We start from the raw sequence: 22,953 nt of genomic DNA, 5'->3' as shown, positions 1-22,953 counted from the left end.
CATCATGCCGCAAGGGCGGGAGTTAGTGCAAGACCAGTTGTGAAACAGCCTCTAGCATGGCCAGCAGCAACCCTATGTAGTAGAGGCAGTCACCCACCAACCACCACCGGGACGCTCGATGTCGTCGCCGACGTAGTTCCTGGTAGTATGGGAAATCTAACGACATCGCCCGTACCTCGTAACACTATCGCGCCGCGAATCTCGCAAGAGCCGTGGCACGGAGTTATTTCCACGGTTCTCCGAAACCACACCGCCGGTAAACCGACTGCTATATAACCTCTTCTAACCTACCGCCGGAAGCCCGTCGATGGAACTGCTCGAACTCACCTGGCCCGCCGTCGATGCCCTGCCCCGAACCACGCCGGTCGTCTTCCCGATCGCGGCCCTCGAGCAGCACGGCCGGCACATGCCGCTGTTCACCGACAGCCTCCTACTCGGCGAAGTTCTCCGCCGCGTGAAGCAGAAGCCTGTCGCCGAGCGGGTGCTGTTCGCGCCGCTGCAATGGCTCGGCAACTCGCACCACCACCTCGACATGCCCGGCACGCTGTCCGCGTCGCCACGGGTGTACCTCGATTTGCTCCGCGACCTCGTCGAGAACGTGCTGGCCCACGGCTTCACCCGCGTCGCGTTCGTGAACGGCCACGGCGGGAACACGACGCCGTCGCAGCAGGCCGTCTTCGAGCTGCGGCAGAAGTACCGCGACCGCCGCGACCTGCTGTTGCTCGCGCTGACGTACTGGGACTCGGCGACGATCACCGGTATGACGCAGACGCAGATGGGCCACGCCTGCGAGTGGGAAACGTCGATGATGCTGCGGTTGCGGCCGGAGCTGGTGGTCGGCCCGCCGGCGGCGGTCCCGGAAGTGCCGTTCGGCCGCGGCGCGGCTCCGGGGTATCGCGGCTGGACGATGGCCGACCGCAGCCAGCCGGGGCACATCGGCACGCCGTCGGCCGCGACCGCGGAGAAGGGCGAGGCGCTGTTCGAGGCGTTCGCCGGCGGCGTGGCCGCGTTCCTGGAGCGGATGGCGAACTTCGGCGAAGGGTGGGACGTGTAATGCCGAAACAACACGCTTACTCGCGTGGTCGGGCTTTGTTCCCTCCCCCCTTGGGGGGGAGGGTTAGGGAGGGAGGTACGCTTCCTTCCTCCGAGGCGATTCACACCGGGCGTGGGAGGCCCACCCCCCTCCCTAGCCCTCCCCCCCAAGGGGGGAGGGAACAAGAATGACCCCCCGCCCGTCGTCGTGGAAGTGGGCCGTCTGCGGCACGTTGATGCTCGCGACGCTCTTGAACTACATGGACCGCCAAGCCCTCCCGCAGACCGCGACCGACCTCAAGCAGCTCTACAACCTCAACGACGCCCGGTACGGCCTGCTCGAAGGCTACTTCAGTTGGGCGTTCGCGGCCGGGTCGATCCTGTTCGGCCTCGTCGCCGACCGGTTCGGCCCGCGGCGGCTGTACCCGCTCGTCCTCCTCGGGTGGTCGGCGGCCGGGCTGCTGACGCCGTGCATGGGGATGCCCGCCGTCACGCAACACCTCGAAGGGCCGGGCGACGAGCCGGGGGCCGGGCCGTTCCGGTGGCTGCTCCTCTGCCGCACGCTGCTCGGCCTGTTCGAGGCCGGGCACTGGCCGTGCGCGCTGCTCACCGCCCGGCAAATCCTCACCGCCGCCGAGCGACCGCTCGGCAACGGCTTGCTCCAGAGCGGGGCGTCCCTCGGCGCGATTTTGATCCCGCTGTACGTCCGCGAGATCCGGCACCTCGGCGGCGACTGGGGCGTCGTGTTCTGGACCGTCGGCGCGGGCGGGCTGCTCTGGATTCCGCTCTGGCTGCTGCTCGTCCGACCGACCGACCTGACCCGCCCCCCGCCCCCGGCCGCGGACGTGTCGGCCGGCCCGCCGACGCGGGCGGCGATCCTTCAACTCGTCACGCTCGGCATCGTCGTCGCGAGCCTGACGGTGAGCTGGCAGTTCCTGCGGGCGTGGCTGCCGAAGTACCTGAAGGAGTCGCAAGGGCTGTCGGCCGACCACGCCGACTTCGCGGTCGCCGGGTACTACGTCGCCGCCGAGGTCGGCTGCCTGTTGGCCGGCGTGTTCGTGAAGGCGTTGATGGCCGGCGGGCTGCGGGTGCATGCCGCCCGGCTGACGGGGTTCGCGATTTACACGGCGGTCACGGCCCTCGCCGCGGCCGTCCCACTCGTCGATTCGACCGAGCTGAAGGTCGGCCTGTTGATGGTCGCGGGGGCGGGCATCCTCGGCCTTCACCCGCTCTACTACGCGCTCGCCCAGGAGCTGCCCGCGAAGTGGATGGCGTCCCTGTCCGGCACGCTGGCCGCGGGCGGGTGGTTCCTCGCCGGGTTCGTGCAGACGCAACTCGGCAGCTACATCGAACAAACGAAGAGCTACGCCCTCGGCCTGACGGTCGCGGGCCTCGCCCCGGCCGTCGGCCTCGTCGCGCTCGTGCTGTTGTGGCCGCGGCCGGCGAAGGCGTGACGGCCGGTCACACGGCGAACCCGTGCTGCTCGCGGTGGTACGGGCCGTCGTAGGTCTGCATGCTCTTGAACCCCTCGTACCGCCCGTCGCCGGCCACGGCCTTCACCTTCGCCAACAGCGCCGCCTGCTCGTCGGCCGTCATCGGCTTGAAGTTCTGCGCGATCTTCACGTCCTGCTCCAGCACCTTCATCGAATCGACGCCCACGACCAGCGTGCTGACCGGCTGCGACAGCGCGTACCGGATCGCGTCCTCCGGCGTCAGCACTTTCTGTGCGACGAACACGGCCCCGGCCTCCATGTTCCCGCCGCCGAGGCTCTTCATGCCGATGACGCCGATCCCCCGCTTCGCGCACTCGGGAAGCAGCTCGTGGCGGAAGCTGCGGTAGAACTCGTCGCACGCGTTGATCGGCATCTGGCACGAATCCCAGGCGTGCAGCGGCAGCATCTTCGCCAGGATGTGCGGCGACTTGTGCCCGGTGTACCCGATGAACCGGACCTTCCCTTCCTTCTGGGCCTTCAGCGCCTCCGCGATCGCCCCCTGCTCGACGAGCCAGTCCGGGTCGTTGTCGTAGTTGATCTCGTGGAACTGCCAGAGGTCGATCACGTCCGTCTTCAGCCGCCGGAGGCTGTCTTCGAGGTGCTGCCGCGTGGTCTTGGCGTCGCGGCCGCAGTTCTTGGTCATGAGGAAGACCTTCTGCCGCCGGCCGCCGTCGGCGAGGGCCTGGCCCATGATCTCCTCGCTGCGGCCCCAGTGGTAGTCCCAGGCGTTGTCGAAGAACGTGACGCCGGCGTCGAGGGCGGCGTGCATGATGCGGACCGCCTCCGCGTCGCCGATGGCCGGCTGCCCGATGTGCCACCCGCCGAGGCAGAGCATCGACACGCTCACGCCGGTCTTGCCGAGGGGCCGAGTCGCGATGGACATGGGGAGGGTCTCCCAGAAGGAATGCGGTGTCTGGGGTTGGTCTATGGAAAGCGTGGGCCGGGGCAGGAATAGCCCGTCATTCGCGCCCGCGAGTTCACCCCCGCTCGGCGAGACGAGCGACCGGGAGCTCGATGGTGGCAACATAACACGGCGGCGCGTTCGCCCCGGCCGTGATTTTCCCGGCCCGCCGGAACCGCGGCCGGCCGTTTTACCCGCCCCGCCCATCCCATTCGGGTTTCCGTCCTACAGTTCAGCGGCTCCCTTCCCCACAGGCCGCGCCCATGGGCAGCAACATCCACACCCGCACGGACGCCATCCCGCCGGCCGCCACCGTCCGGATCGCCGGCGGCCGGCCGCTCACCGTCGCGGACACGCCGCTGCCGCCGATCCGCACGGCCGGCGAGTACGACCTCACCCACGTCCTCGGCCGCGGCGGCATGGGCGTCGTCTACCTCGCCCGCCACCGCGGGCTGAAGCGGAAGGTCGCGTACAAGGTCCTCACGCTGTTCGGCAACCTCGACCCGGCCGCCCTCGACCGGTTCCGCGGCGAGGCCCAGACGCTCGCCAAGCTCCACCACCCCAACATCGTCCAGGTGTTCGACGCCGGGACGGAGGACGGCCGGCCGTTCCTCGCGATGGAGTACGTCCCCGGCGGGTCGTTGGCCGACACCGTCAAGGGCGTCCGGCTGTCGCCGCGGGAGGCGGCCGAGATGGTCGGCACGCTCGCCGCCGCCGTCGGCCACGCCCACGCCCACGGCATCATCCACCGCGACCTGAAGCCGGGGAACATCCTGCTCACCGAGGACCGGCGGCCGAAGGTCGCGGACTTCGGCCTCGCCCGCGACCTGGCGAGCGAGCACCTGACCTGCTCCGGGATGATCGCCGGGACGCCGACGTACATGGCCCCGGAGCAACTCCGCGGGGACAAGGACCTGACCCCGGCCGCGGACGTGTGGGCGCTCGGCGTGCTGCTGTACGAGCTGCTCGCCGGGACCGTCCCGTTCGCCGGGGGCGACCCGCAACAGATTTTGACGAACATCCTGCACCACGAGGCCGTGTCGCTGCGGGCGTGGCAGCCGCACCTGTCCCGCGACCTGGAGACGGTCTGCCAGAAGTGCCTGGAGAAGGAGCCGCACCGCCGGTACGCGACCGGGGCGGAGCTGGCCGCCGACCTGGACCGGTTCCTGACCGGCCAACCGATCCTGGCCCGGCCGGTCGGCCCGGTCGAAAAGGGCGTGCGGTGGTGCCGGCGGAACCCGGCCGTGGCCGGGCTGCTCGCGGCCGTCGCGGTCATCCTGACGGCGGCGACCGGCCTGTCCGTCACCCTCTGGCGGCAGGCGGAGGTCGAGCGGGGCAACGCCGAGCGGGAGGCGGCCCGGGCGACGACCATCGCCGCCGCCCAGGTGAAGATGCGGGAGGACGCGGACGCGGCGGCGGCGGCCGAGAAGCGATCCCGCGAGGCGGCGGAACAAGCGGCGGCCGCCGAGCGGACGGCCCGGATCGAGGCCGAGGAGATGACGGCCCAACTCGACGCCTTCCTGGCGAGCTACCGGCCGGGCGTCTACCAGGACCCGCAGAGCCGGTTCCTCCAGCACCTCGACGCGACGGCGGCGGAACTCCAGAAGGACGGCGGCAACCCGACCATCCGCGCCCGCCTGTTGCTGTCCCTGGGGATCACGTACCGGGCGACCGGGGCGTTCGAGAAGGGGTTGCGGCTGATCGAGCTGTCCCACGCCCTGCGGTCCCGCCACCTCCCGCCGGCCGACCCGGTGATCTACGAGACGGCCCGCGAACTGGCGTACACCTACGTCCACGTCCGCCGCGGGGCGGACGCCGTGCGGTTGCTGGAGCCGCTCGTGACGGCGAAGGTCGCGGCCCTACCTCCGGACGCGGTCGAGGCGGTGCGGGAGCTGAGCCTGCTGAAGATCGCGTACCAATCGGCCCGGCAGGTCCAAGAGGAGGGGGCCGTCGGCGAGCGGATCGTGGCGATCTGCCGCAAGCACTACGGGGACGACCACCACCGGACGCTCTGGCACACGCTCGAGCTGCCGCGGCACCAACTGGAGTCCCGGAACTTCGCGGAAACGATCCCGCTGATCGAGCGGGCCGTGGGCGTCTACCGGCGGGCGTTCGGCGAGGAGTCGGAGGAAGTCATGGCCGCCCGCGGGCTGCTCGGCCGGTTCTACCTGGAGGCCGGCCGGCCGCACGACGCCCTGCCGTACCTGGAGGAGGTGTACGCCCGGATCGTCCGCGCGATCGGCGAGCTGCACCCGAACGCGTCGTTCGACCGCCACGCCCTGGCCCGGGCCTACGAGGCGACCGGCCAGTACGCGAAGGCCGTCCCGCTCCGGTGGGTGATGCTCGCGGAAGGGCACGCCACCCGTGACCCGTGGGTGTTGGCCGCCGCCACCCGCCACCTCGCCCGCGACTTGATGTGGTCGCGGAAATAAGCACCGTCGGAAGAATCCGCCCGCCCGCCGCGGCCGTACTTCCGCCACACGCGGAGGGCGGCGATGCACGTCGCGCTGTACTGCCCGGACATGACCGGCCACCTGAACCCGATGACCACGCTCGGCCGGGAGCTCGCCCGCCGCGGGCACGCGGTCACGGTGTTCGGCCTGCCGCCGGCCGAGCGGTACGCGGCGCGGGCCGGCCTCGGGTACGCCGGCATCGGTGCGGACGTGTTCGAGAAGGAGATCGCCTCCGCCCGCGGCCGGCTAGCCGAATTGACCGGGCTGGCCGCGATGAAGCTCACCGGCCGGTTGCTTGCGGACATCGAAGCGGTGGGGTTTCGCGACCTACCGGCGGCGTTCCGCGAGCACGGCGTCGAGGCCGTCGTGACGGACCAGGTGTCCGCGGCCGGGGCGTGCGTCGCGGAGGTGCTGGGGCTTCCCCTGGCGGTGGCGTGCAACGCGCTGTCGCTGCACCAGGAGCCGGGCGTGCCGCCGCCCGTGCTGCCGTGGGCGTACCGCCGCGGGCCGGTCGCGAACGTGCGGAACCGGGTCGGGAACCTCGCCCTGCGGTGGGCGGGCAAGCCGATCCGCCGGAAGATCGACGCGTACCGCGCCGCCCACCGGCTGCCCCCGGCCGCCGGCGTCTTAGCGGCGACCCCCGCCGAACTCGTGCAGGTCGCGCAGCAGCCGGCGTTCTTCGACTTCCCGCGGGCGCGGCTGCCGGCCCACTTCCACTACACCGGCCCGTGGCACGAGCCGACCCGCGACGGCGACGAGCCGTTCCCGTGGGAGAAGCTCGACGGCCGGCCGCTCGTGTACGCCTCCCTCGGCACGTTGCAGAACCGGCTGCACCACGTCTTCACCGCGATCCTGTCCGCGTGCGAACCCCTGCCGGTGCAGGTCGTGCTGGCCCTCGGCCGGCGGGACGCGGCGTGGGCCGGCCCGGTCCCGGCGAACGCGGTCGTGGTCCCGTTCGCCCCGCAGTTGCCGCTGTTGGACCGCGCGGCCGCGGTGGTGACGCACGCCGGGCTGAACACGGCGCTGGAGGCGCTGGCCCGCGGGCTGCCGATGGTGTGCGTGCCGGTGACGAACGACCAGCCCGGCGTGGCGGAGCGCGTCCGGTGGCTCGGCGCGGGCGAGGTGATCCGCCCCGGCCGGGTGACGGCCGCCCGCCTGCGGCCGCTGTTGGAAGCAATTGTGAAGCAGCCGAGGTATCGCGCCGCGGCCGGCGAATGCCGGACGAAGCTGCACGCCGCCCCCGGCGTCCGCGGCGCGGCGACGCTCGTGGAACTGGCGTTCACGACCCGGCGGAAGGTGCTGAACGGGGCGTGAGCGATCGTCTTGGTCTGGCTTCGGCCGCCGGCCCGCTGTACACTCCATCGACCTTCAGGACGGCGCGATGACCCCGACCCGCACGACCGACGACCGCACGCTCACGGCCGAGGAGTTCCTCGCCGAGTACGGCCACCTGTCCGGCGTCGAGTTGGTCCGCGGCAAGGTCGTGTGGGAGGGGAAGGCGGCGGCCCCGCAGGAGCAGCCGATGCCGAAGTTCCGCCACGGGGTCGTCAGCTACCGGGCCGTGCGGCTGCTCTCCGACTTCATCGAGGCCAACCGCCTCGGCTGGGTCGCCATCAACGACACGTTCGTCCGCACGGAAAACACCGTTCCCGCCACCGTGCGGGGGGCGGACGCGCTGTTCGTCAGCTTCAACCGCTTGCCCGAGGGCGACCCGCCCGAAGACTTGACCGTGCCGCCGGACCTGGTCGTCGAAGTGCGGTCGCCGTCGGACAAGTGGTCGAAAAGCTTCGCGAAAGTCGGCGAGTACCTGACCGCCGGCGTGACGGTCGTGTTGGTCCTCGACCCGCACACGGAGTCGGCGTCGGTGTTCCGCCAGGACGAGTTGCAACAAATCTTCCACAACGGCGACGAGTTCACCCTGCCCGACGTGCTGCCCGGCTTCGCCGTCCCGGTGCGGCGGTTCTTTGAACGGTAAGGCACGCCGTCGCGTGGTCCACGATTCCCAAGTGACGCCGAGGCTTTGCGAAGCTCGACGTTTCGCGGGGATAATCTTGCAACAAGGCTCGGCCGGTTTTCAGCCTGAAAGGCTGGGACATGTCAGCCCAGGGCAACGCCCTGGGTAGACCGTGTGCCACGTGAACAAGCCCTGAAAGGGCGACACCGCGCAACCTGTGTCGCCCTTTCAGGGCTTATCGCATTTGGGGTGCGGTCGTTACCCAGGGCGGCGTCGCTCCGCTCCTTGCCCTGGGCTATCTTGTGCCACCCCTTCGGGGTGAAAGCCATATCCCGTTGGTGGGACAACTTCGCATCGTTTCGGCCCTTCGGGACCGCGTTAGATCGCTCACCCCACCCGCGGCTTCCGCGAGGGCGGGAGGTAGCCCCGCCAGGTACTCGGCCGCTCCGCCGGCGGCGCGGCCGGGTTCTGCGCGATCACCAACGCCTCGCGGACCGGTTGCGCCACGTACCGCTCGCCCACCCGCCGCACGATCTTCAGCCGCTCCAGCCGCGACAACGCGTCCCGCGGCCGCAGCTCGACCCGCTCGTTGAGCCGCTTCTTCAGGTCGCCCTCGATGGCCGCGTCTAGCTCCGCGGCCGTCCACCCCGTCGGCCCGGCGAACCGCCACAGGAAGAAGTACACGAGCAGCACCTGCCGCACCTCCTGCTCGCCGGCGTCGTGGAAGAGGCGGTGCAGCACCCCGGCGTTCGTGTCCAGGCCCTGGTAGTACAGGCTCTGCGCCAGTTGCAGCATGTACGTCTTCCGCGACACCTGGAAGCTGTACACCGTCTTGTACCCGTACCCGAGCAGCAGCGCCAGCGGCGAGAACAGCGCGAACAGACTGCCGGACAACAGCGCCGGGATCGAGACGGTCGTGACCAGCTTGTACGCGGTGTAGAAGAACGTGGTGAGGACCGTCGCCCCGAGTTGCCCCCGCTTCGCCCGCGGCATCCGCAGCCGCGTGCCGGGCAGGAGCATCTCGATGTCCATCTGCGGGATGTCCTTGAACAGCTTCAGGAACACGCTGTGCGTGTCCGGGTTCTTGCCGAGCCGCGGGTGTTCCTTCTGCCGGAGGATGACGACCACCCGCTTGAACGTCGGGACTTGCACGTCCTGCGGCCGGAACAACCGCCACCACGGCCGCCGCACCCGCCACCCGACCCCGGCCCCGCGGTAGAACACGTCCACCCGGTCGAACACCGACCAGTCCACGGCCATCTCGATGCCCCAGTGGGACGCCCCCTGCATCGTCGTCTCGATCTCGTCCCGCGTCATGTGGTGGAACCCGGCCCGCTCCAGCAGCACCGTGAACGTCGTGAACAGTTGTTCCAGCGCGTCCGTCTCCTCGTCCTGCGTGGCGGAGCGGAGGCGCAGCGTGTCGCTGTCCGGGTCGAACGGGGCGTAGGCGTTCGTGAGGTGGCCGAGCATGTTGTGGAACCCGGCGTGGACCCGCTCGGCCATCGACTCGGCGAACGTCTTGAACTCGGCGTGCTGCTCGGCGGAAAGCGGGGCGTGGTCCGGCGTGCCGGCCTCGGCGGACAGGAGTTCGACGAGGTCGGGGACCCGCAGCGGGATGTACGGCTCGCCCGCCGGGTCGGGCGTCGGCGTCGCGTCGGGCATGGGATTGACCTATGAAGAATGGCCCGCAGATGACGCAGACTTCGGCGCAGATGAAGAAGATAAAATCGGATTTGGTTTTAATCCTCTTTATCTGCGTCGAAGTCTGCGTCATCTGCGGGCCATTGTCTTATTCGCCCGCGGCCGCCGGTTATTCGCCGTCGTCGGGGTCGCCGGCCTCGTCCGCCAGCCGGTCGAGCGTGCCCTGGATTTCGCTCATCCGCTCCGGCCGGCTGTTCGCCTTGAAGCTCAGGCACTTGTGAATCAGTTCCACCAACTCCTTCGGCGCGCCCTTGTTGATCTGGTCCACCGGCACGAATTGGTCCATGTACTGCCGCTCCGTCATCTCGATCCCCTCCGCGCCGGGGATGATCGTCGGCGGCAGTTTCAGCGTCACCAGCCGGTACATCGTCGCGCCGAAGTTGTAGATGTCCGTCCGCTCGTTAATCATCTTCCGCTGGACCGTCTCCGGGGCCATGTACTCCGGCGTCCCCTGCACCCGGTCCTTCGGCTCCCCCTTGATCCAGGCCAACCCGTAGTCGATGATTTTGACCGTCCCGTTCTTGCCCATCATGATGTTGCCGGGCTTGAGGTCCGCGTGGACGACCCCCTGCTTGTGCATGTGGACGAGGCCGGCCGCGACCTGCTCGAACACGCGGAGCAGCTTCGACACCTTCAACAGCTTCGCCTTGTCGAGCGTCTGGCCGTCCACGTACTCGATCAAGAGCTTCGCCTTCTTCACCCGGAACATCCAGTCGGTTTCCGTCTCGAACGCGCACACTTTGACGAGGTTGGGGTGGTTGAGCATGAGCGAGACGCGGAATTCGTGCTTGGCTTGCTCCAGGAACTTCTTGTCGTCCTCGCCCTCGACGGGTACTAATTTCAGGGCGAACTCTTTCCCGTCCGCCTCCCGCCGCACGTGTAAAATGGTGCTGTGCGCACCCGTGCCGAGGGTGTTCAGGATTTTAACCTTCCCGATCTTTTCATCGGCCATGGCCGTCGTCCTTCGCTTCACCGGCGAGGCGGTCGATTGCTTGAACATGCGTTGCCAATGATGAGAGTATAGCCGCCGGGTTGACCGGGCGGGCGGGGAAACCGGAACCACCATGACCAGCGTGCTGGAAGACCGCGTCCGGGCCTTCGGCCGGGAAATCTTCGCCCGGCTCGACCGCGGCGGACCGATGCCGTTCACCCAGGCGTGGCTCAACGACCAGCTCATGGCCGTGTCGATGGGCAACGAGGCGCTGAAGGTTCAGCTCTTCCGGTTCGTGGACACGCTGCCGTACCTACACGACCCGCGAGAGTTATCGAAGCACCTCCGCGAGTATTTGTCCGAGGCGAAGGCCGACCTGCCGTGGTGGGTCCGGCACGGCATCCGGTTCATCCCGCGGCGGGGGCCACTGGCCCGGCTGCTGGCGGCGACGGCGCGGGCGAACTCGCACGCGATGGCGAAGAAGTTCATCGCCGGGTCGAACGTGCCGGAAGCCATTGAAGCCGTGCGGCGGCTGCGGGCCGAGGGGCAGACGTTCACCGTGGACCTGCTCGGCGAGGCGACGGTGACGGAGCCGGAGGCGGACCACGTCCAGAAGCAGTACCTCGACCTGATCGCCGGACTGACCCACGCCGTCAACGCCTGGCCGGAGGTCCCGGAGATCGACCGCGACGACCGCGGCCCCATTCCCCGCGTGAATGTGTCCGTCAAGCTGTCGGCGCTGTTCAGTCAGTTCGACCCGATTGATCCCGAGGGCACGAAGCGGGCGGTGTTGAACCGCCTGCGGCCGATCCTGTTCGCGGCGAAGCGGACCGGGGCGTTCGTGAACTTCGACATGGAGCAGTACTCGTTCAAGGACGTGACGCTGAAAATCTTCCGCGACGTGCTGACCGAGCCGGAGTTTCGTGACTGGCCGCACGTCGGCATCGCGATGCAGGCGTACCTGACCGACACCGAGAACGACCTGCACCAGCTGCTCGACTGGGTGAAGGCGGACCGCCGCACGCCGATCTGGATTCGCCTCGTGAAGGGGGCGTACTGGGATTACGAGACGGTGATCGCGGCCCAGCAGGACTGGCCGGTCCCGGTGTTCACGCAGAAGTGGCAGAGCGACGCGAGCTTCGAGCGGTGCAGCCGGTTGCTGTTGGCGAACGCCGACTGGATGACGCCGGCGTTCGCCAGCCACAACGTCCGCAGCATGGCCCACGCGATGGCCGTCGCGGAGGAGCTGCAAGTTCCCCCGCGCCGCTACGAATTCCAGATGCTCTACGGCATGGCCGACCCGCTGAAGGCGTCCGTCACGTCGCTCGGCCACCGGGTCCGCATCTACACCCCCTACGGCGAGCTGCTGCCGGGGATGGCGTACCTGGTGCGGCGGCTGCTGGAGAACACGTCGAACGATTCCTTCCTACGGGCGAGTTTCGCGGACGGCGTCCCCGAAGAGGTGCTGTTGATGAACCCGGAAGTCAGAGGTCAGAAGTCAGAGGTCAGAAGTCAGCAGAGTGAAGTCTGGGAAGAATCAGAAGGGGCGAAAGCCCACGGACGAACGTCCGTGGGGAGTTTCCGCAACGAACCGCTCGCCGACTTCGCGAAGGAAGAGAACCGCGCCGCCATGCGGAAAGCCCTCGCCGCCGTCCGCGCCCAGTTCGGCCGCGAGTACCCGGTCGTCATCGACAACGTGCCGGTTCCGACGACGCTCGCGATCACGTCCGTGAACCCGTCGCACGCCACGGAGATCGTCGGCAGGTGCGGCGCGGCCACGCCGGACCTGGCGAAGAAGGCCGTCGCCTCGTCGCTGAAAGCCTTCGATTCCTGGCGCGACCGGCCGACGGCGGAGCGGGCCGCGTTCCTGCGGAAGATCGCCGCCGGGTTCCGCCGCCGCCGGTTCGAGCTGGCCGCGTGGATCGTGCTGGAGGTCGGCAAACCCTGGCGGGAGGCCGACGCCGACGTGGCGGAGGCCATCGACTTCTGCGAGTACTACGCCCTCGAAGGCGAGCGGCTGCAAGGCCACGACGTGAACCTGCCCGGCGAGGAGAACGCATACTTCTACGAGCCGCGCGGCGTCGCGGTCGTGATCGCGCCGTGGAACTTCCCGCTCGCCATCCTCTGCGGCATGGCGACCGCCGCGCTCGTCACCGGCAACACGGTCATCCTCAAGCCGGCGGAGCAGTCGTCGGTCGTCGGCGCGAAGCTGATGGAAGTCATCCTCGAAGCCGGGCTGCCGCCGGGCGTGGTGAACTTCCTCCCCGGCGTCGGCGAGGAGATCGGCCCGGTTCTGGTGGAACATCCTGACGTGGCGCTGATCGCGTTCACCGGGTCGCTGAAGGTAGCGCTCGCGATCAACGAGGCGGCGTCCAAAACGCCCGGCGGCCAGACGCACGTCAAGAAGGTGATCGCCGAGATGGGCGGCAAGAACGCGATCATCGTCGATTCGGACGCGGACCTGGACGAGGCCGTCCGCGGCGTCGTGGACGCGGCCTTCGGCTACGCCGGGCAGAAGTGCTCGGCCGGCAGCCGCGCCATCGTCCTCGCCGGCATCTACGACCAGTTCCTGACGCGGCTGGTCGAGGCGACGAAGAGCCTGACGGTGTCTCCGGCAGAACTGCCCGGCTGTTCCGTCGGCCCGGTCATCGACCGCGAGAGCCAGGAGCGGCTGCGGAAGGCAGTCGAGGCCGGGAAGAAGGACGCGAAGTTGCTCCACCAGACTGACCTCGGCGACCTCTCGTCCCGTGGCTTCTTTGTCGGCCCGACGGTCTTCGCCGACGTTCCCGAAACGAGTCCGCTCGCGCAGGACGAGTTCTTCGGCCCGGTGCTGTCCGTCATGAAGGCGAAGGACCTTGACGACGCGATTCGCCTCGCGAACGGCGTGAAGTACGCGCTGACCGGGGCGGTGTTCAGCCGCAGCCCGGAGAACATCGCGGCCGTGAAGCGGCGGTTCCGGGTCGGCAACCTGTACGTGAACCGGAAGTGTACCGGGGCGCTGGTGAACCGCCAGCCGTTCGGCGGGTTCAAGCTGAGCGGGATCGGGTCGAAGGCCGGCGGGCCGGACTACCTGTTGCAGTTCGTGCTGCCGCGGACGGTCACGGAGAACACGATGCGCCGCGGGTTCGCCCCGGACGCGCCGGGGGAGTAACGGAATTGTGCGACGACGCCATCCTTATATAGCCGCCGGCTTGCCGGCGGGGTTTTCGGTGTCGCAAAACCCCGCCGGCAAGCCGGCGGCTATATAACGGTCGTCATCCAGTTGAAGTTGTACCCTCACCCCAGCCGGTCCAGCAGCGGCTCCACGTCGGCCCGCGAGACGTGGCCCATCACCGCCAGCTGCACTAGCCGGCGGTCGGCCAGGTAGCCGCTCTGCCCGGCGATCTGGTAGCCCCACGCCCGGCACATCGCCACGAACGCGGCGCTCGACACGTCCCCCGACGGGGCGAACGTCACGATCGCCGGACTCGCGACATCGTCCGCCGCCAGCGGCTCGAACCCGGCCGCCCGCAGCCGCCGCCGGACGTACCCGCCGAGGTCCGCGATCTGCCGGAACCGGGTCTCGCGCCGCTCGGCCGTCGCGAACGTGTCGAGGGCCGCGTCGAGCGCCAGGATCAGCGGCGACGGGGCCGTGAACCGCGGGCCGGTCGTCGTCACCGTCGCGGCCACGTCCAGGTACGTCGGGATGCGGCTGCGGTCTAAGTGCGCCAACTCCGCCGGGTCCGCGAACACGAACGCGACGCCGGCATAACTACCGACCGCCTTGCCGCTCGCGCCGGTCGCGAGGTACACGCCGGACAGATCGACCGGCACGGTCGCCAGGCTGCTGACGCAGTCCACGCAGACGCGGTGGCCGTACTTCTTCGCCAGCGCCACGAGGCCCGGCAGGTCGTTCAGTACGCCGGTGCTCGTCTCGTGGTGCGCCCCCCACACCCACCCGCCCGGCGGCATTGATTTGAACGCCGCTTCCACCTCGTCGAGCTGCCACGCCCGGCCCCAGTCCCACGTCAGCACGCGGGGCGACAGGCCGGACTGCGTCGCTTGTTTCAGCAGCCGCTCGCCGAACTCGCCGGAGACGAGCACGAGGCCGTTGTCGCGTTTGACATCAGCCGCGAGGGTCGCGGCGACGGCGTCGTTCGCTAGCGTGCCGCTGCCGATGAACAGGGCGACCGGCTTGCCGCCGACCATGTTCGACAGCTTCGCGCGGACGCCCTCGAACAGCGGGACGAACTCGTCCGCCCGGTGGTAGACGAGCGGCTTGTGGAACGCGGCCGTCACGCGCGGGGCGATGGCCACCGGGCCGGGCAGCAGGCAGACCGCCTCGGGGAACGCGGACCGCCCTACGGGGCGGGTCGGCTTGGGGGGCGTCAGGGTGCGACTCATTGTGTCCTCGGTGCCTCCGAATCTCGGTCCGTCCGCCCGCCCCCTCCCTGGGCGGGGATGCCTCCGTGGTTAGTTAATCCCGCGGTCCAACCGCTTCTGCCAAAGTTTCATCGCCCGGCCCATCGTCTCGTCCAGCTTCCCGACCGGCAGCCACATCGGGGTGAACATCGCCTGCTCCGTGCCGACCGGCGGGCCGAGCGGCTCGAACCCCAGGTGGTCGTGCAGCGGCCGCTGCTCGCGGACGCCGGAGATCACGAAGTGCGTCCACCCCATCGGCGTCGCCAACTGGTACAGCAGCCAGAACAACCCGCTCGTGACCGGCGAGTTCCGCTCCTCCGGAACGACGGCGAGCAGCCGGACCTCGACCGGCTTCAGGGCGGGGTCGTCCAGGACCGTCGGGTCCGGCAGCCGGCCGGCGATCGAGAACGGCGGGCGGTCGCACCACGCCATCATGCCGACGAGGGCGTCGCCCTTGAGCGCGATGAGGTACTGGTTCTTGTCGTGGAATTTATCGACGAGTTGCCCGGTCCCGGTGTCGGCGTGCTGGGGGATTTCCCGCACGAAGGTTTGATAGTTCAACCGATGGACCTGCTCCAACTCCGCGGGCGAGTCGGCTTGCTTGAACCGATACGCACCCAAGTGAAGCAGCATTTCGCGTCCTCTCACGCTTTGGGCGGACCTCCGTGCGAAGCAAGCCGGGACGGCCAGACAAGCTAGGTAGTTTATAGGCGGAGCCAGACGGGAAGGCAAATACCAGACGTGTAAGACTTACAGCAATTCGCGTGCCGATTATAGCGATTGCGCCCTTTAGTAGGGTGAGTCGAGTCTACGAGGCCCAGCGGGGTTTGTCCCCTCTCCCTTGCAGAGCCGGGGGGAGAGTTAGGAAGGCGAACGGCACGGCGTAAGCGTGCCGGTGTCGCTCGCCGCGGCCCCCACCGGCACGCTTACGCCGTGCCGTTCGCCACACCGTGACCCAGCCTACAAGATGTACTTGCTCAGGTCCTCGTTCCGCGCGATCGGGCCGACCTTCGCCGCCACCGTCGCCGCGTCGATGCGGACGACCTTCTCCGCCAGGTCCGGCCCCTCGAAGCTGTACTCCTCGGCCACCTTCTCCAGGATCGTGTGCAGCCGCCGTGCCCCGATGTTCTGCGTCGAACGGTTCAGCTCGAACGCCACGTCCGCGATCGCGCCGACGCCGTCCGCCGCGAACGTCAGGTCGATCCCCTCCGTCTTCAGCAACTCGCTGTACTGCTTCGTCAGCGAGTGCTTCGGCTCCGTCAGGATGCGCAAGAAGTCGTCCCGCGTCAGGTCGGTCAGCTCGACGCGGATCGGGAACCGCCCCTGCAGCTCCGGCATCAGGTCGCTCGGCTTCGAGACGTGGAACGCCCCGGCCGCGATGAACAGGATGTGATCCGTCTTCACCGGGCCGTACTTCGTGTTGATCGTCGTCCCTTCCACCACCGGCAGCAGGTCCCGCTGCACGCCCTGGCGGGACACGTCCGGCCCGCGGCCGCCGCCGCTCTCGGGGCCGCAAATCTTGTCGATCTCGTCCAGGAAGATGATGCCGTGGTTCTGCACCAACTCGACCGCTTCTTCCGCGACGAGCGACCGGTCGATCAGCGCCTCCGTCTCCTGTTCCAACAGGACCTTGCGGGCCTCCTTGACGGGGACCTGCCGGGGCTGGTTGTTCTTCGGCATGATCTGCTCGAACATGTTCTGGAGGTTCACGTCCATGTTCTCCATGCCCATGTTGGAGAAGATTTGCACCGGCGTCGTCTTCTGTTCCAAACTGAGTTCGACGACGCGGTCCTCCAACTCGCCGGCCAGGAGCATGGCGCGGAACTTCTCGCGGGTACGGGCGCGCTTCTCCTCTTCCTCCTTCTCCGCGTCCGGCTCCCACGGGGCGAGCTTCTTCGCCGGCACGAGCAGGTCGAGCAGCCGGTCGTTGACCCGGTCGTTCGCCTTCGACCAGAGCCGCTCCCGCTGCTTCTGCTTCACCAGCCCGATGGCGGACTCGGTCAGGTCGCGGACCATGCCGTCCACGTCCCGGCCGACGTACCCGACCTCGGTGAACTTCGTCGCCTCGACCTTGATGAACGGCGCGCCGACGAGTTCCGCGAGCCGCCGGGCGATCTCGGTCTTGCCCACGCCGGTCGGCCCGATGAGGATGATGTTCTTGGGCGTGACGGCCTTCCGTAAATCGTCGGGGAGTTGTTGCCGCCGCCACCGATTGCGGATGGCGACGGCGACGGCCTTCTTCGCGGCCGCCTGCCCGACGATGTGCTTGTCCAGCTCGGCGACGATCTGCCGGGGGGTGAGGGAGTCGGCCATCACGAGTTCTCCGCCGGCGGGGGCTGCTGTTCGGTCACGAGTTGCTGTTGGGTGGCCCGAAGTTCGGCGAGCGTGGCCGGGACCGAGACGGTGACGGTCTCCCAGACGATGGCGGCCTCGACGCGGTCGTACCGGTGAATCAACAGGTTCCGCATGGCCTTCATCTTCGCCCACGGGACGGCGGGGAACCGGGCCTGCGTCTCGGCCGTCAGCCGTGTCACCGCCTCGCCCATGACGCCGAGCACCCGGAGGATGGCGTCGGCCCGCATCGTGTCGGTCGCGAGAGCGTCCGGGGAACTGCCCTCCGCGTACCGAATCGCCCGCTCGGCCGCGTCGATCATGTCCGCGAGTACGGCCCCGTCGTCCTTCCGGCTCATACCCGCACCTCCTCCTGCAAGATGCCCGGCTGCAAGAGAGGCTTCAGATTCTTCCGGAGAGCGATGTCCACGGGCACGCCGAGTCGTTCTTCGAGCGTCAGCACGAGTTCGCTCAGGGTGAACAACGACGGCCGCGCGTCCGATCGGAACTCGACCAGCACGTCCAGGTCGCTGTCCGGCCGGTGGTCCCCGCGGACCCGGCTGCCGAACAGCCCGAGCGTCGCAACCCCGAACCGGTCCGCCAGTTCCGGCATCATTTCCCGCAGTTGTTCGCGGAATCCCTCGGCTTCGGGGGTCATGGCAACTCCACCACTTCGATCGACTTGTTCGTGTAGATGCAAATCTCGCCGGCGATTTCCAGCGCCCGCCGCACGACCTCGCCGGGCTTCATGGTCGTATGTGCCAGCAACGCCCGCGCCGCGGCCAGCGCGAACGGGCCACCGCTGCCGATGGCGAGCACGCTGTCCGTCGGCGCGATCACGTCACCGGTCCCGCTGACCAGCAACAGGTTGTCGCGGTCCATCACCACGAGCATCGCCTCCAGCCGGCGGAGGACGCGGTCGGTCCGCCACTCCTTCGCCAGTTCCGTCGCGGCGCGGGGGACGCTCCCCTGGTGGTCCCGCAGCTTCGCCTCGAACCGTTCGAGCAGGGAAAAGGCGTCCGCGGCGGCCCCGGCGAACCCGGCCACGACCTTGCCGTCGTAGAGTTTGCGAATCTTCTTCGCGTCGTTCTTCATGACGACCTGGCCGAGCGTCACCTGCCCGTCGCCGGCCATCGCCGCCCCGGCCGGGGTCCGCACCGCGCAGATCGTCGTCGCCCGCATCCGCATGTCAAATCCTCGCCTTCCGACCGCGAATCACCTCTGCCCACGACTACAAATGGACGTGGCGGAACCGATTCCTCGTGCCGGCCTTGCGGCCGGTGATAACTGTCGGACATGATAGACCCGCCGGCCGCCGGTCCCAACGGCCGAAAATCGGAATTCCGTGGACCGTTTTCGGGAAATACCTGAGAATGCGAGTGGTAAAATACCACGACAACGGCGATCCGTTGGCCCTAACATCCGCAGGGTGAGGACTGAAACCATGAACCGACTATTCCGAGGCTTGGCGATCGCCGCGGCCGTGCTGGCGGGCGGCCTGACGGCGACCCCGATCCGGGCCGAGAAGGTCCCGGTCCACGGGGTCATGAAGGTCGATGATAAAGGCGGGCTGTTCAGCACCGAGGGGGTGACGAAGGCGAAAGACGCCTTCGACGGGACCGAGTTCAAGAGTACGACGCACTTCTTCGTCTACACGGTGGACTCGATCCCCGAGGGCAAGAAGGCGGCGTTCGACGCGGCGAAGAAGGAGGCGGACACCCGCGGCCGGTTCTTCAAGGATTGGGCGAAGGACCTCGCGCGGTCGAAGGACCGCAAGGGGGACGTGTTCGTCCTGCTGTACCACACGGACAAGAACTATTTCGCGGCGGCCGTGTCGGACGAGCAGTCCGACGTTCACCGCCACATGACAGACAAGAAGCTGTCGGAGATCAACGCCGTGTTCAACCGCGCGTTGAAAACGCTCCACGACGGAAAGGTCGCGGGCGATCCGGCGAAGAAGGAGATGGACGCGGCCCTGATGTCCGCCACCGAACTGGTGATTTCGGACCTCAAGGACACGTCCGCCCCAGAAGCCGGCCACAAGGCGTCGGGCGGCAACCAGGTTCACAACGAACGGAAGGGGAGCGGCGTGGGCGGCTGGATTTGCATGATCCTGTGCATCCTCCTCGGCGTCTGGCTCGTCACCGCGCTCATTCGCGCCTTCACCGGCGGCGGTGGCGGGTACGGTGGCGGCGGCTACGGCGGCGGGCCGGGGTACGGCGGGGGCGGCGGGTTCTTCACCAGCCTCCTCGGCGGCATGTTCGGCGCGGCCGCCGGCATGTGGATGTACAACAACTTCTTCGGCGGCAGCTCGTACAACGACGCGATGGCCGGCGACAGCTACGGCAACGACGGCACGGCCGACACCGGCGACGGCAACTACGACGGCGGCGGTGAGGCCGGCGACGGCGGCGGCGACTGGGGCGACTCCGGCGGCGGTGACGCCGGCGGGGGCGACTGGGGCGGCGGCGACGCCGGCGGCGGTGGCGACTGGGGCGGTGGCGGCGGTGACTTCGGCGGCGGCGGCGACTGGTAAGCCCCGACGGTGACACGCACGGCCCGCGGACGTTCGTCCGCGGGCTTTCTCTTTTTCCTAGACTTTCCCGATGACTCCGTTGAAACTCGGAACCCGCGGCAGCCCGCTCGCGCTCTGGCAAGCGAACCACGTCGCCGCCCTGATTCGCCCGGTGATCGCGCCGCGGCCGGTGGAACTGGTCCGCATCGAGACGCACGGCGACCGCGACCAGGCGTCCGCCCTGTCCGCGATGGGCGGGTTCGGCGTGTTCACGAAGGCGATCCAGAACGCCATCTTGGACGGAACCGCGGACGTGGCCGTCCACAGCCTGAAGGACTTGCCGACCATCCCGACCGACGGCGTGGTGCTGGCCGCGACGCCGGAACGCGCCCCGAACGGCGACGCATTCGTTTCGACGAAGTACGCGCGCTTCGACGACCTGCCGCCGGGCGCGACTATCGGCACGAGCAGCCTGCGACGGCGGGCGCAGGTGCTGAACTACCGGCCGGACCTGAAGCTGGTCGAACTCCGCGGCAACGTGGACACGCGGCTGCGGAAGCTCGACGAGCAGGCCCTCGACGGCATCATCCTCGCCGAGGCCGGGCTGGCGCGGTTGGGGTTGGCGGCCCGCATTACGGAGATTCTCGACCAGGGCTGGATGTTCCCGGCCGTCGGCCAGGGCGCGATCGGGCTGGAGTGCCGCGACTCCGACTCGGAGACGCGGGAGATTCTGGAAGCGGTCACGCACGCCGAGACGTGGTCCCGCGTGCTGGCCGAGCGGGCGATGCTCTGGGCGCTCGGCGGCGGCTGTTTGGTCCCCATCGGCGCAACGTCGAAGGTCGAAGACGGCGTGCTGACGGTCCGCGGGGCGGTGCTATCGGAGGACGGCCGCCGCCGCATCGCGGCGACGCACCGGGGCGACGCGGCGACACCGCTGGCCGTGGGCCAGGAGCTGGCCGCGAAGCTCAAGGACGAGGGGGCGGAAGAGTTGTTGAAGCGGTCGTGAACGGGGGCATTGAGATCGGTACGGGGCGGAGAAGACTTTGCCACCCGCCCCGTTGAGGCGGTCTCGCCAGTTCGCCGGGCTTGGTTTTCAGGCTGAAAGCCTGGGACAGGTCAGCCCAGGGCAACGCCCTGGGTGGGACACCCGCGGAGGCAAGCCCTGAAAGGGCGGAACACTCTTCCGCCCTTTCAGGGCTTGTTGCATTCGGGTGGCGGTCTACCCCAGGGCGTTGCCCTGGGCTGACATGTCCCACCCCTTCGGGGTGAAGAAGGGCGAGAGATTCGGTGGCCGTCTTCCGTTCTACGGAGACACTCGCTCCCACGTCATCCCCGCGGGGAAGCCGTCAGTTGCTTCTCGAAGTGTTCTCGATACCGCTCAAGATTGAATTCCGGGAACTGCGACCGAATCGTCTCGAAGTCCCTCCAGAACCAATCCTCACGGAAACGGTCAAAATCGAAGGCCGCGAAGAACGCCAAGTTGTGCAGCCAGTCGGCGACCGCCCCCGCGTACTCCGCCCGCCGCCAGTGCCGCCGCAGATGGAGGAGGCTCCACGCACGCCAGCCTCGCGGTGTTACCCACTGAATCGGGCGAATTTCAAGCATCGCTTGATAGAGCAGATAGCGATAAGCGTTCTTTCGCCGCTCGTTCACAGCCGCGCCCCGACCGGCTCGATCGTGAACGAGAACGACTCGGCCGCCACGGACGCCGGCAGCGTCAGGTTCGCCCGCTCCCGGCACGGGCTGTTGTCCACCGTGAACGGGCCGGCGAACTTCACCCCCAGCCCGTCCTTGCCGCGGTACAGGATCACGTTCGACGCCGCCCACGGCAGGACGATGTGCGTTTGATTCCCCGGCCCCAGGATGAGGTTGTCCGCCATCAAGAGCACGCCGTCCACGGCCAGCGGCAGCCGGTGGCCGCTGACCAGCTCCAGCCGGGCCGACGGGCTGATCGGGACGGGCTGCTTGAACAGGAACTGGCACGACGCGCCGAGCGTCACCCGGTCGCCGCACTTCAGCACGGACCGCTCGTTCGCCGCCCCGTTGACGTGCAGCCCGCGGGACGACTCGACCACGTACCCCTCGCCGTCGCGGGCCAGCTCCGCGTGCATCCGGGACACGTCGGCGAACAACGGCACGTCGATCGGCGCGTCGGCCGTCGCCTGCCCGAACGTCACCCGGTTCGCCAGGCACACGAGGTAGCCGCCGACGCCGTCGATCCAGAGCAGGAACCGCTTCGGCATCCCCACCGGGCCGGACGCGCTGCCGTTGGACGACAGCGGCGCGAACGCTCGGACGGACGGCTGCGGCTCCGACGGCACGTCCTCGGACGGGTGGTAGCTGGCGGTGGCCGGCTTCAGCGACTCCCACGCCCGGAGCTGGATCGTGCGGGCCTCGCGGTGGTTCGGGGCGACGGCCGTGACCTCCGCCGCCCACTTCGCGGCGTCCGCCCACGTGTGCGCGTCGGCCGCCTCCGACAGGTGCGCGACGGCCGTGCGGAACCGCTCGTGCCGGTGGTCGAGTTGTTGAATGAAGGCGTCGAGGCCGGTGGCCGGAGACATGACGAGGCGGGAGCGGAGCCGTTCGAGCGTGGACTTCGCCAACAGGAAATCGCCGCGGTCGGCCATCTCGGCGGCCATCACCCAGTCCTGGGCGATGCCCTCCATCGCGTCCAGGTCCGGCCGCTGCGTGTGGCGGTCCCGCAACCGACCGACGACGGCGAGGACGTGCATCGGCCGCCCGGCCTCCAGGGCGGCGGCGCACTCGGCGACGCCTATGCGGGTGAGCGCGGTGCGGAGGGTGGACACCCGCGAGTCGCCGGTGTTGAGCGCCTCGGCGGCGAGCAGGTCCTTCCAGGCGGCCTCCGGGTTGTCGGCGCGGAGGGCCTTCTCCCCGCGGGCGACGTAGGCGGCGGCCACGTCCCGGAGCAGCCGCCCGGCCTTGCGGTAACCCTCGGCGGCGAGCGGCGCGAGTTGCCGGTGCGCGTCCTCGGGCCGGCCGTTGCGGATGGCGTCCTTCGCTTGCCGGAACGTCAGCCACGGGGACAGGTGCATGGGCCGCACGCGGGGAATCGGAGGACGAGAGGGAGCGTGGGGATTATACCCGCGCGACGTGAGAAGGGCTGCGCCGGACGATCGCCGTGGGACCCCCGGCGGGGGCGCCGGGGGGGGGGGGGGCGGCCCCCCCCCCCCCGCCGCCCCGCCCCGGGGCCCCCCCGCGGATCGCCGCCCAACCCCCCGCC

At 69.0% G+C, this 22,953-nt stretch carries 19 protein-coding genes; 8 read left to right on the top strand and 11 right to left on the bottom strand.

The features are described from left to right. Positions 1-307: 307 nt before the first annotated feature. Both AC5JJ2_RS14170 and AC5JJ2_RS14165 read left to right on the top strand, forming a co-directional pair. Positions 308-1,054, top strand: coding sequence for a creatininase family protein (locus AC5JJ2_RS14170; protein WP_495858653.1), 747 nt, complete (start codon positions 308-310; stop codon positions 1,052-1,054). A gap of 166 nt (positions 1,055-1,220) precedes the next feature. After that, entirely contained in the window at positions 1,221-2,486 is a 1,266-nt protein-coding gene (locus tag AC5JJ2_RS14165) for an MFS transporter (RefSeq protein ID WP_495858652.1), read from the top strand. A gap of 7 nt (positions 2,487-2,493) precedes the next feature. Here AC5JJ2_RS14165 and AC5JJ2_RS14160 read toward each other — a convergent pair whose 3' ends face one another. After that, positions 2,494-3,408, bottom strand: coding sequence for an aldo/keto reductase (locus AC5JJ2_RS14160; RefSeq protein WP_495858651.1), 915 nt, complete (start codon positions 3,406-3,408; stop codon positions 2,494-2,496). A 281-nt stretch (positions 3,409-3,689) separates the two neighbouring features. Between AC5JJ2_RS14160 and AC5JJ2_RS14155 the strand changes: the two genes are divergently transcribed. From AC5JJ2_RS14155 to AC5JJ2_RS14145, 3 genes are all read left to right on the top strand, one after another. Beyond that, positions 3,690-5,858, top strand: coding sequence for a serine/threonine-protein kinase (locus AC5JJ2_RS14155; protein ID WP_495858650.1), 2,169 nt, complete (start codon positions 3,690-3,692; stop codon positions 5,856-5,858). A gap of 63 nt (positions 5,859-5,921) precedes the next feature. Then, the gene (locus AC5JJ2_RS14150; RefSeq protein ID WP_495858649.1) at positions 5,922-7,193 is read left to right on the top strand and encodes a glycosyltransferase; all 1,272 of its coding nucleotides are present in this window, start codon (positions 5,922-5,924) and stop codon (positions 7,191-7,193) included. A 67-nt stretch (positions 7,194-7,260) separates the two neighbouring features. Beyond that, positions 7,261-7,854 (top strand): Uma2 family endonuclease, encoded by a 594-nt coding sequence (locus AC5JJ2_RS14145; protein ID WP_495858648.1) that lies wholly within the window; start codon positions 7,261-7,263, stop codon positions 7,852-7,854. A 366-nt stretch (positions 7,855-8,220) separates the two neighbouring features. Here AC5JJ2_RS14145 and AC5JJ2_RS14140 read toward each other — a convergent pair whose 3' ends face one another. Both AC5JJ2_RS14140 and AC5JJ2_RS14135 read right to left on the bottom strand, forming a co-directional pair. Further along, positions 8,221-9,495 carry a DUF3754 domain-containing protein gene (locus tag AC5JJ2_RS14140; RefSeq protein WP_495858647.1) on the bottom strand — a complete coding sequence of 425 codons (1,275 nt, stop codon included), beginning with the start codon at positions 9,493-9,495 and terminating at the stop codon, positions 8,221-8,223. Between the two features lie 148 nt (positions 9,496-9,643). Continuing rightward, positions 9,644-10,486, bottom strand: a complete 843-nt coding sequence (locus AC5JJ2_RS14135) for a serine/threonine protein kinase (RefSeq protein ID WP_495858646.1) — start codon at positions 10,484-10,486, stop codon at positions 9,644-9,646. Between the two features lie 112 nt (positions 10,487-10,598). Here AC5JJ2_RS14135 and pruA point away from each other — a divergent pair, with 112 nt between their 5' ends. Further along, positions 10,599-13,616 carry an L-glutamate gamma-semialdehyde dehydrogenase gene (pruA, locus tag AC5JJ2_RS14130; protein WP_495858645.1) on the top strand — a complete coding sequence of 1,006 codons (3,018 nt, stop codon included), beginning with the start codon at positions 10,599-10,601 and terminating at the stop codon, positions 13,614-13,616. 125 nt (positions 13,617-13,741) lie between these two features. Here pruA and AC5JJ2_RS14125 read toward each other — a convergent pair whose 3' ends face one another. The 6 genes from AC5JJ2_RS14125 to hslV form a co-directional block, all read right to left on the bottom strand. Then, positions 13,742-14,848 carry a pyridoxal-phosphate-dependent aminotransferase family protein gene (locus AC5JJ2_RS14125; protein ID WP_495858644.1) on the bottom strand — a complete coding sequence of 369 codons (1,107 nt, stop codon included), beginning with the start codon at positions 14,846-14,848 and terminating at the stop codon, positions 13,742-13,744. A gap of 69 nt (positions 14,849-14,917) precedes the next feature. Further along, entirely contained in the window at positions 14,918-15,499 is a 582-nt protein-coding gene (locus AC5JJ2_RS14120) for a hypothetical protein (protein ID WP_495858643.1), read from the bottom strand. 327 nt (positions 15,500-15,826) lie between these two features. Further along, positions 15,827-17,182, bottom strand: coding sequence for an ATP-dependent protease ATPase subunit HslU (hslU, locus tag AC5JJ2_RS14115; protein WP_495858642.1), 1,356 nt, complete (start codon positions 17,180-17,182; stop codon positions 15,827-15,829). Next, positions 17,179-17,556, bottom strand: a complete 378-nt coding sequence (locus AC5JJ2_RS14110; protein WP_495858641.1) for a HepT-like ribonuclease domain-containing protein — start codon at positions 17,554-17,556, stop codon at positions 17,179-17,181. The genes hslU and AC5JJ2_RS14110 overlap by 4 nt, the downstream gene beginning before the upstream one ends. Next, positions 17,553-17,855 (bottom strand): nucleotidyltransferase family protein, encoded by a 303-nt coding sequence (locus AC5JJ2_RS14105; RefSeq protein ID WP_495858640.1) that lies wholly within the window; start codon positions 17,853-17,855, stop codon positions 17,553-17,555. Before AC5JJ2_RS14105 ends, AC5JJ2_RS14110 begins: the two co-directional genes overlap by 4 nt. Further along, positions 17,852-18,385 carry an ATP-dependent protease subunit HslV gene (hslV, locus tag AC5JJ2_RS14100; RefSeq protein ID WP_495858639.1) on the bottom strand — a complete coding sequence of 178 codons (534 nt, stop codon included), beginning with the start codon at positions 18,383-18,385 and terminating at the stop codon, positions 17,852-17,854. Before hslV ends, AC5JJ2_RS14105 begins: the two co-directional genes overlap by 4 nt. 256 nt (positions 18,386-18,641) lie before the next feature. Here hslV and AC5JJ2_RS14095 point away from each other — a divergent pair, with 256 nt between their 5' ends. Further along, positions 18,642-19,733, top strand: coding sequence for a hypothetical protein (locus AC5JJ2_RS14095; protein ID WP_495858638.1), 1,092 nt, complete (start codon positions 18,642-18,644; stop codon positions 19,731-19,733). Between the two features lie 70 nt (positions 19,734-19,803). Next, a complete protein-coding gene (gene hemC / locus AC5JJ2_RS14090) occupies positions 19,804-20,718 on the top strand; it encodes a hydroxymethylbilane synthase (protein WP_495858637.1) in 915 nt (304 codons plus the stop codon). A gap of 320 nt (positions 20,719-21,038) precedes the next feature. Here the strand turns inward: hemC and AC5JJ2_RS14085 are convergent, their stop codons facing one another. Further along, positions 21,039-21,365, bottom strand: a complete 327-nt coding sequence (locus AC5JJ2_RS14085) for a hypothetical protein (protein ID WP_495858636.1) — start codon at positions 21,363-21,365, stop codon at positions 21,039-21,041. Next, entirely contained in the window at positions 21,362-22,765 is a 1,404-nt protein-coding gene (locus tag AC5JJ2_RS14080) for an FHA domain-containing protein (RefSeq protein WP_495858654.1), read from the bottom strand. The genes AC5JJ2_RS14085 and AC5JJ2_RS14080 overlap by 4 nt, the downstream gene beginning before the upstream one ends. Between the last annotated feature and the right edge of the window lie 188 nt (positions 22,766-22,953).

Source organism: Limnoglobus sp. (assembly GCF_059499385.1).
The sequence above is the reverse complement of the archived record's forward strand: the minus strand, read 5'-3'. Positions and strand labels throughout refer to the sequence as shown.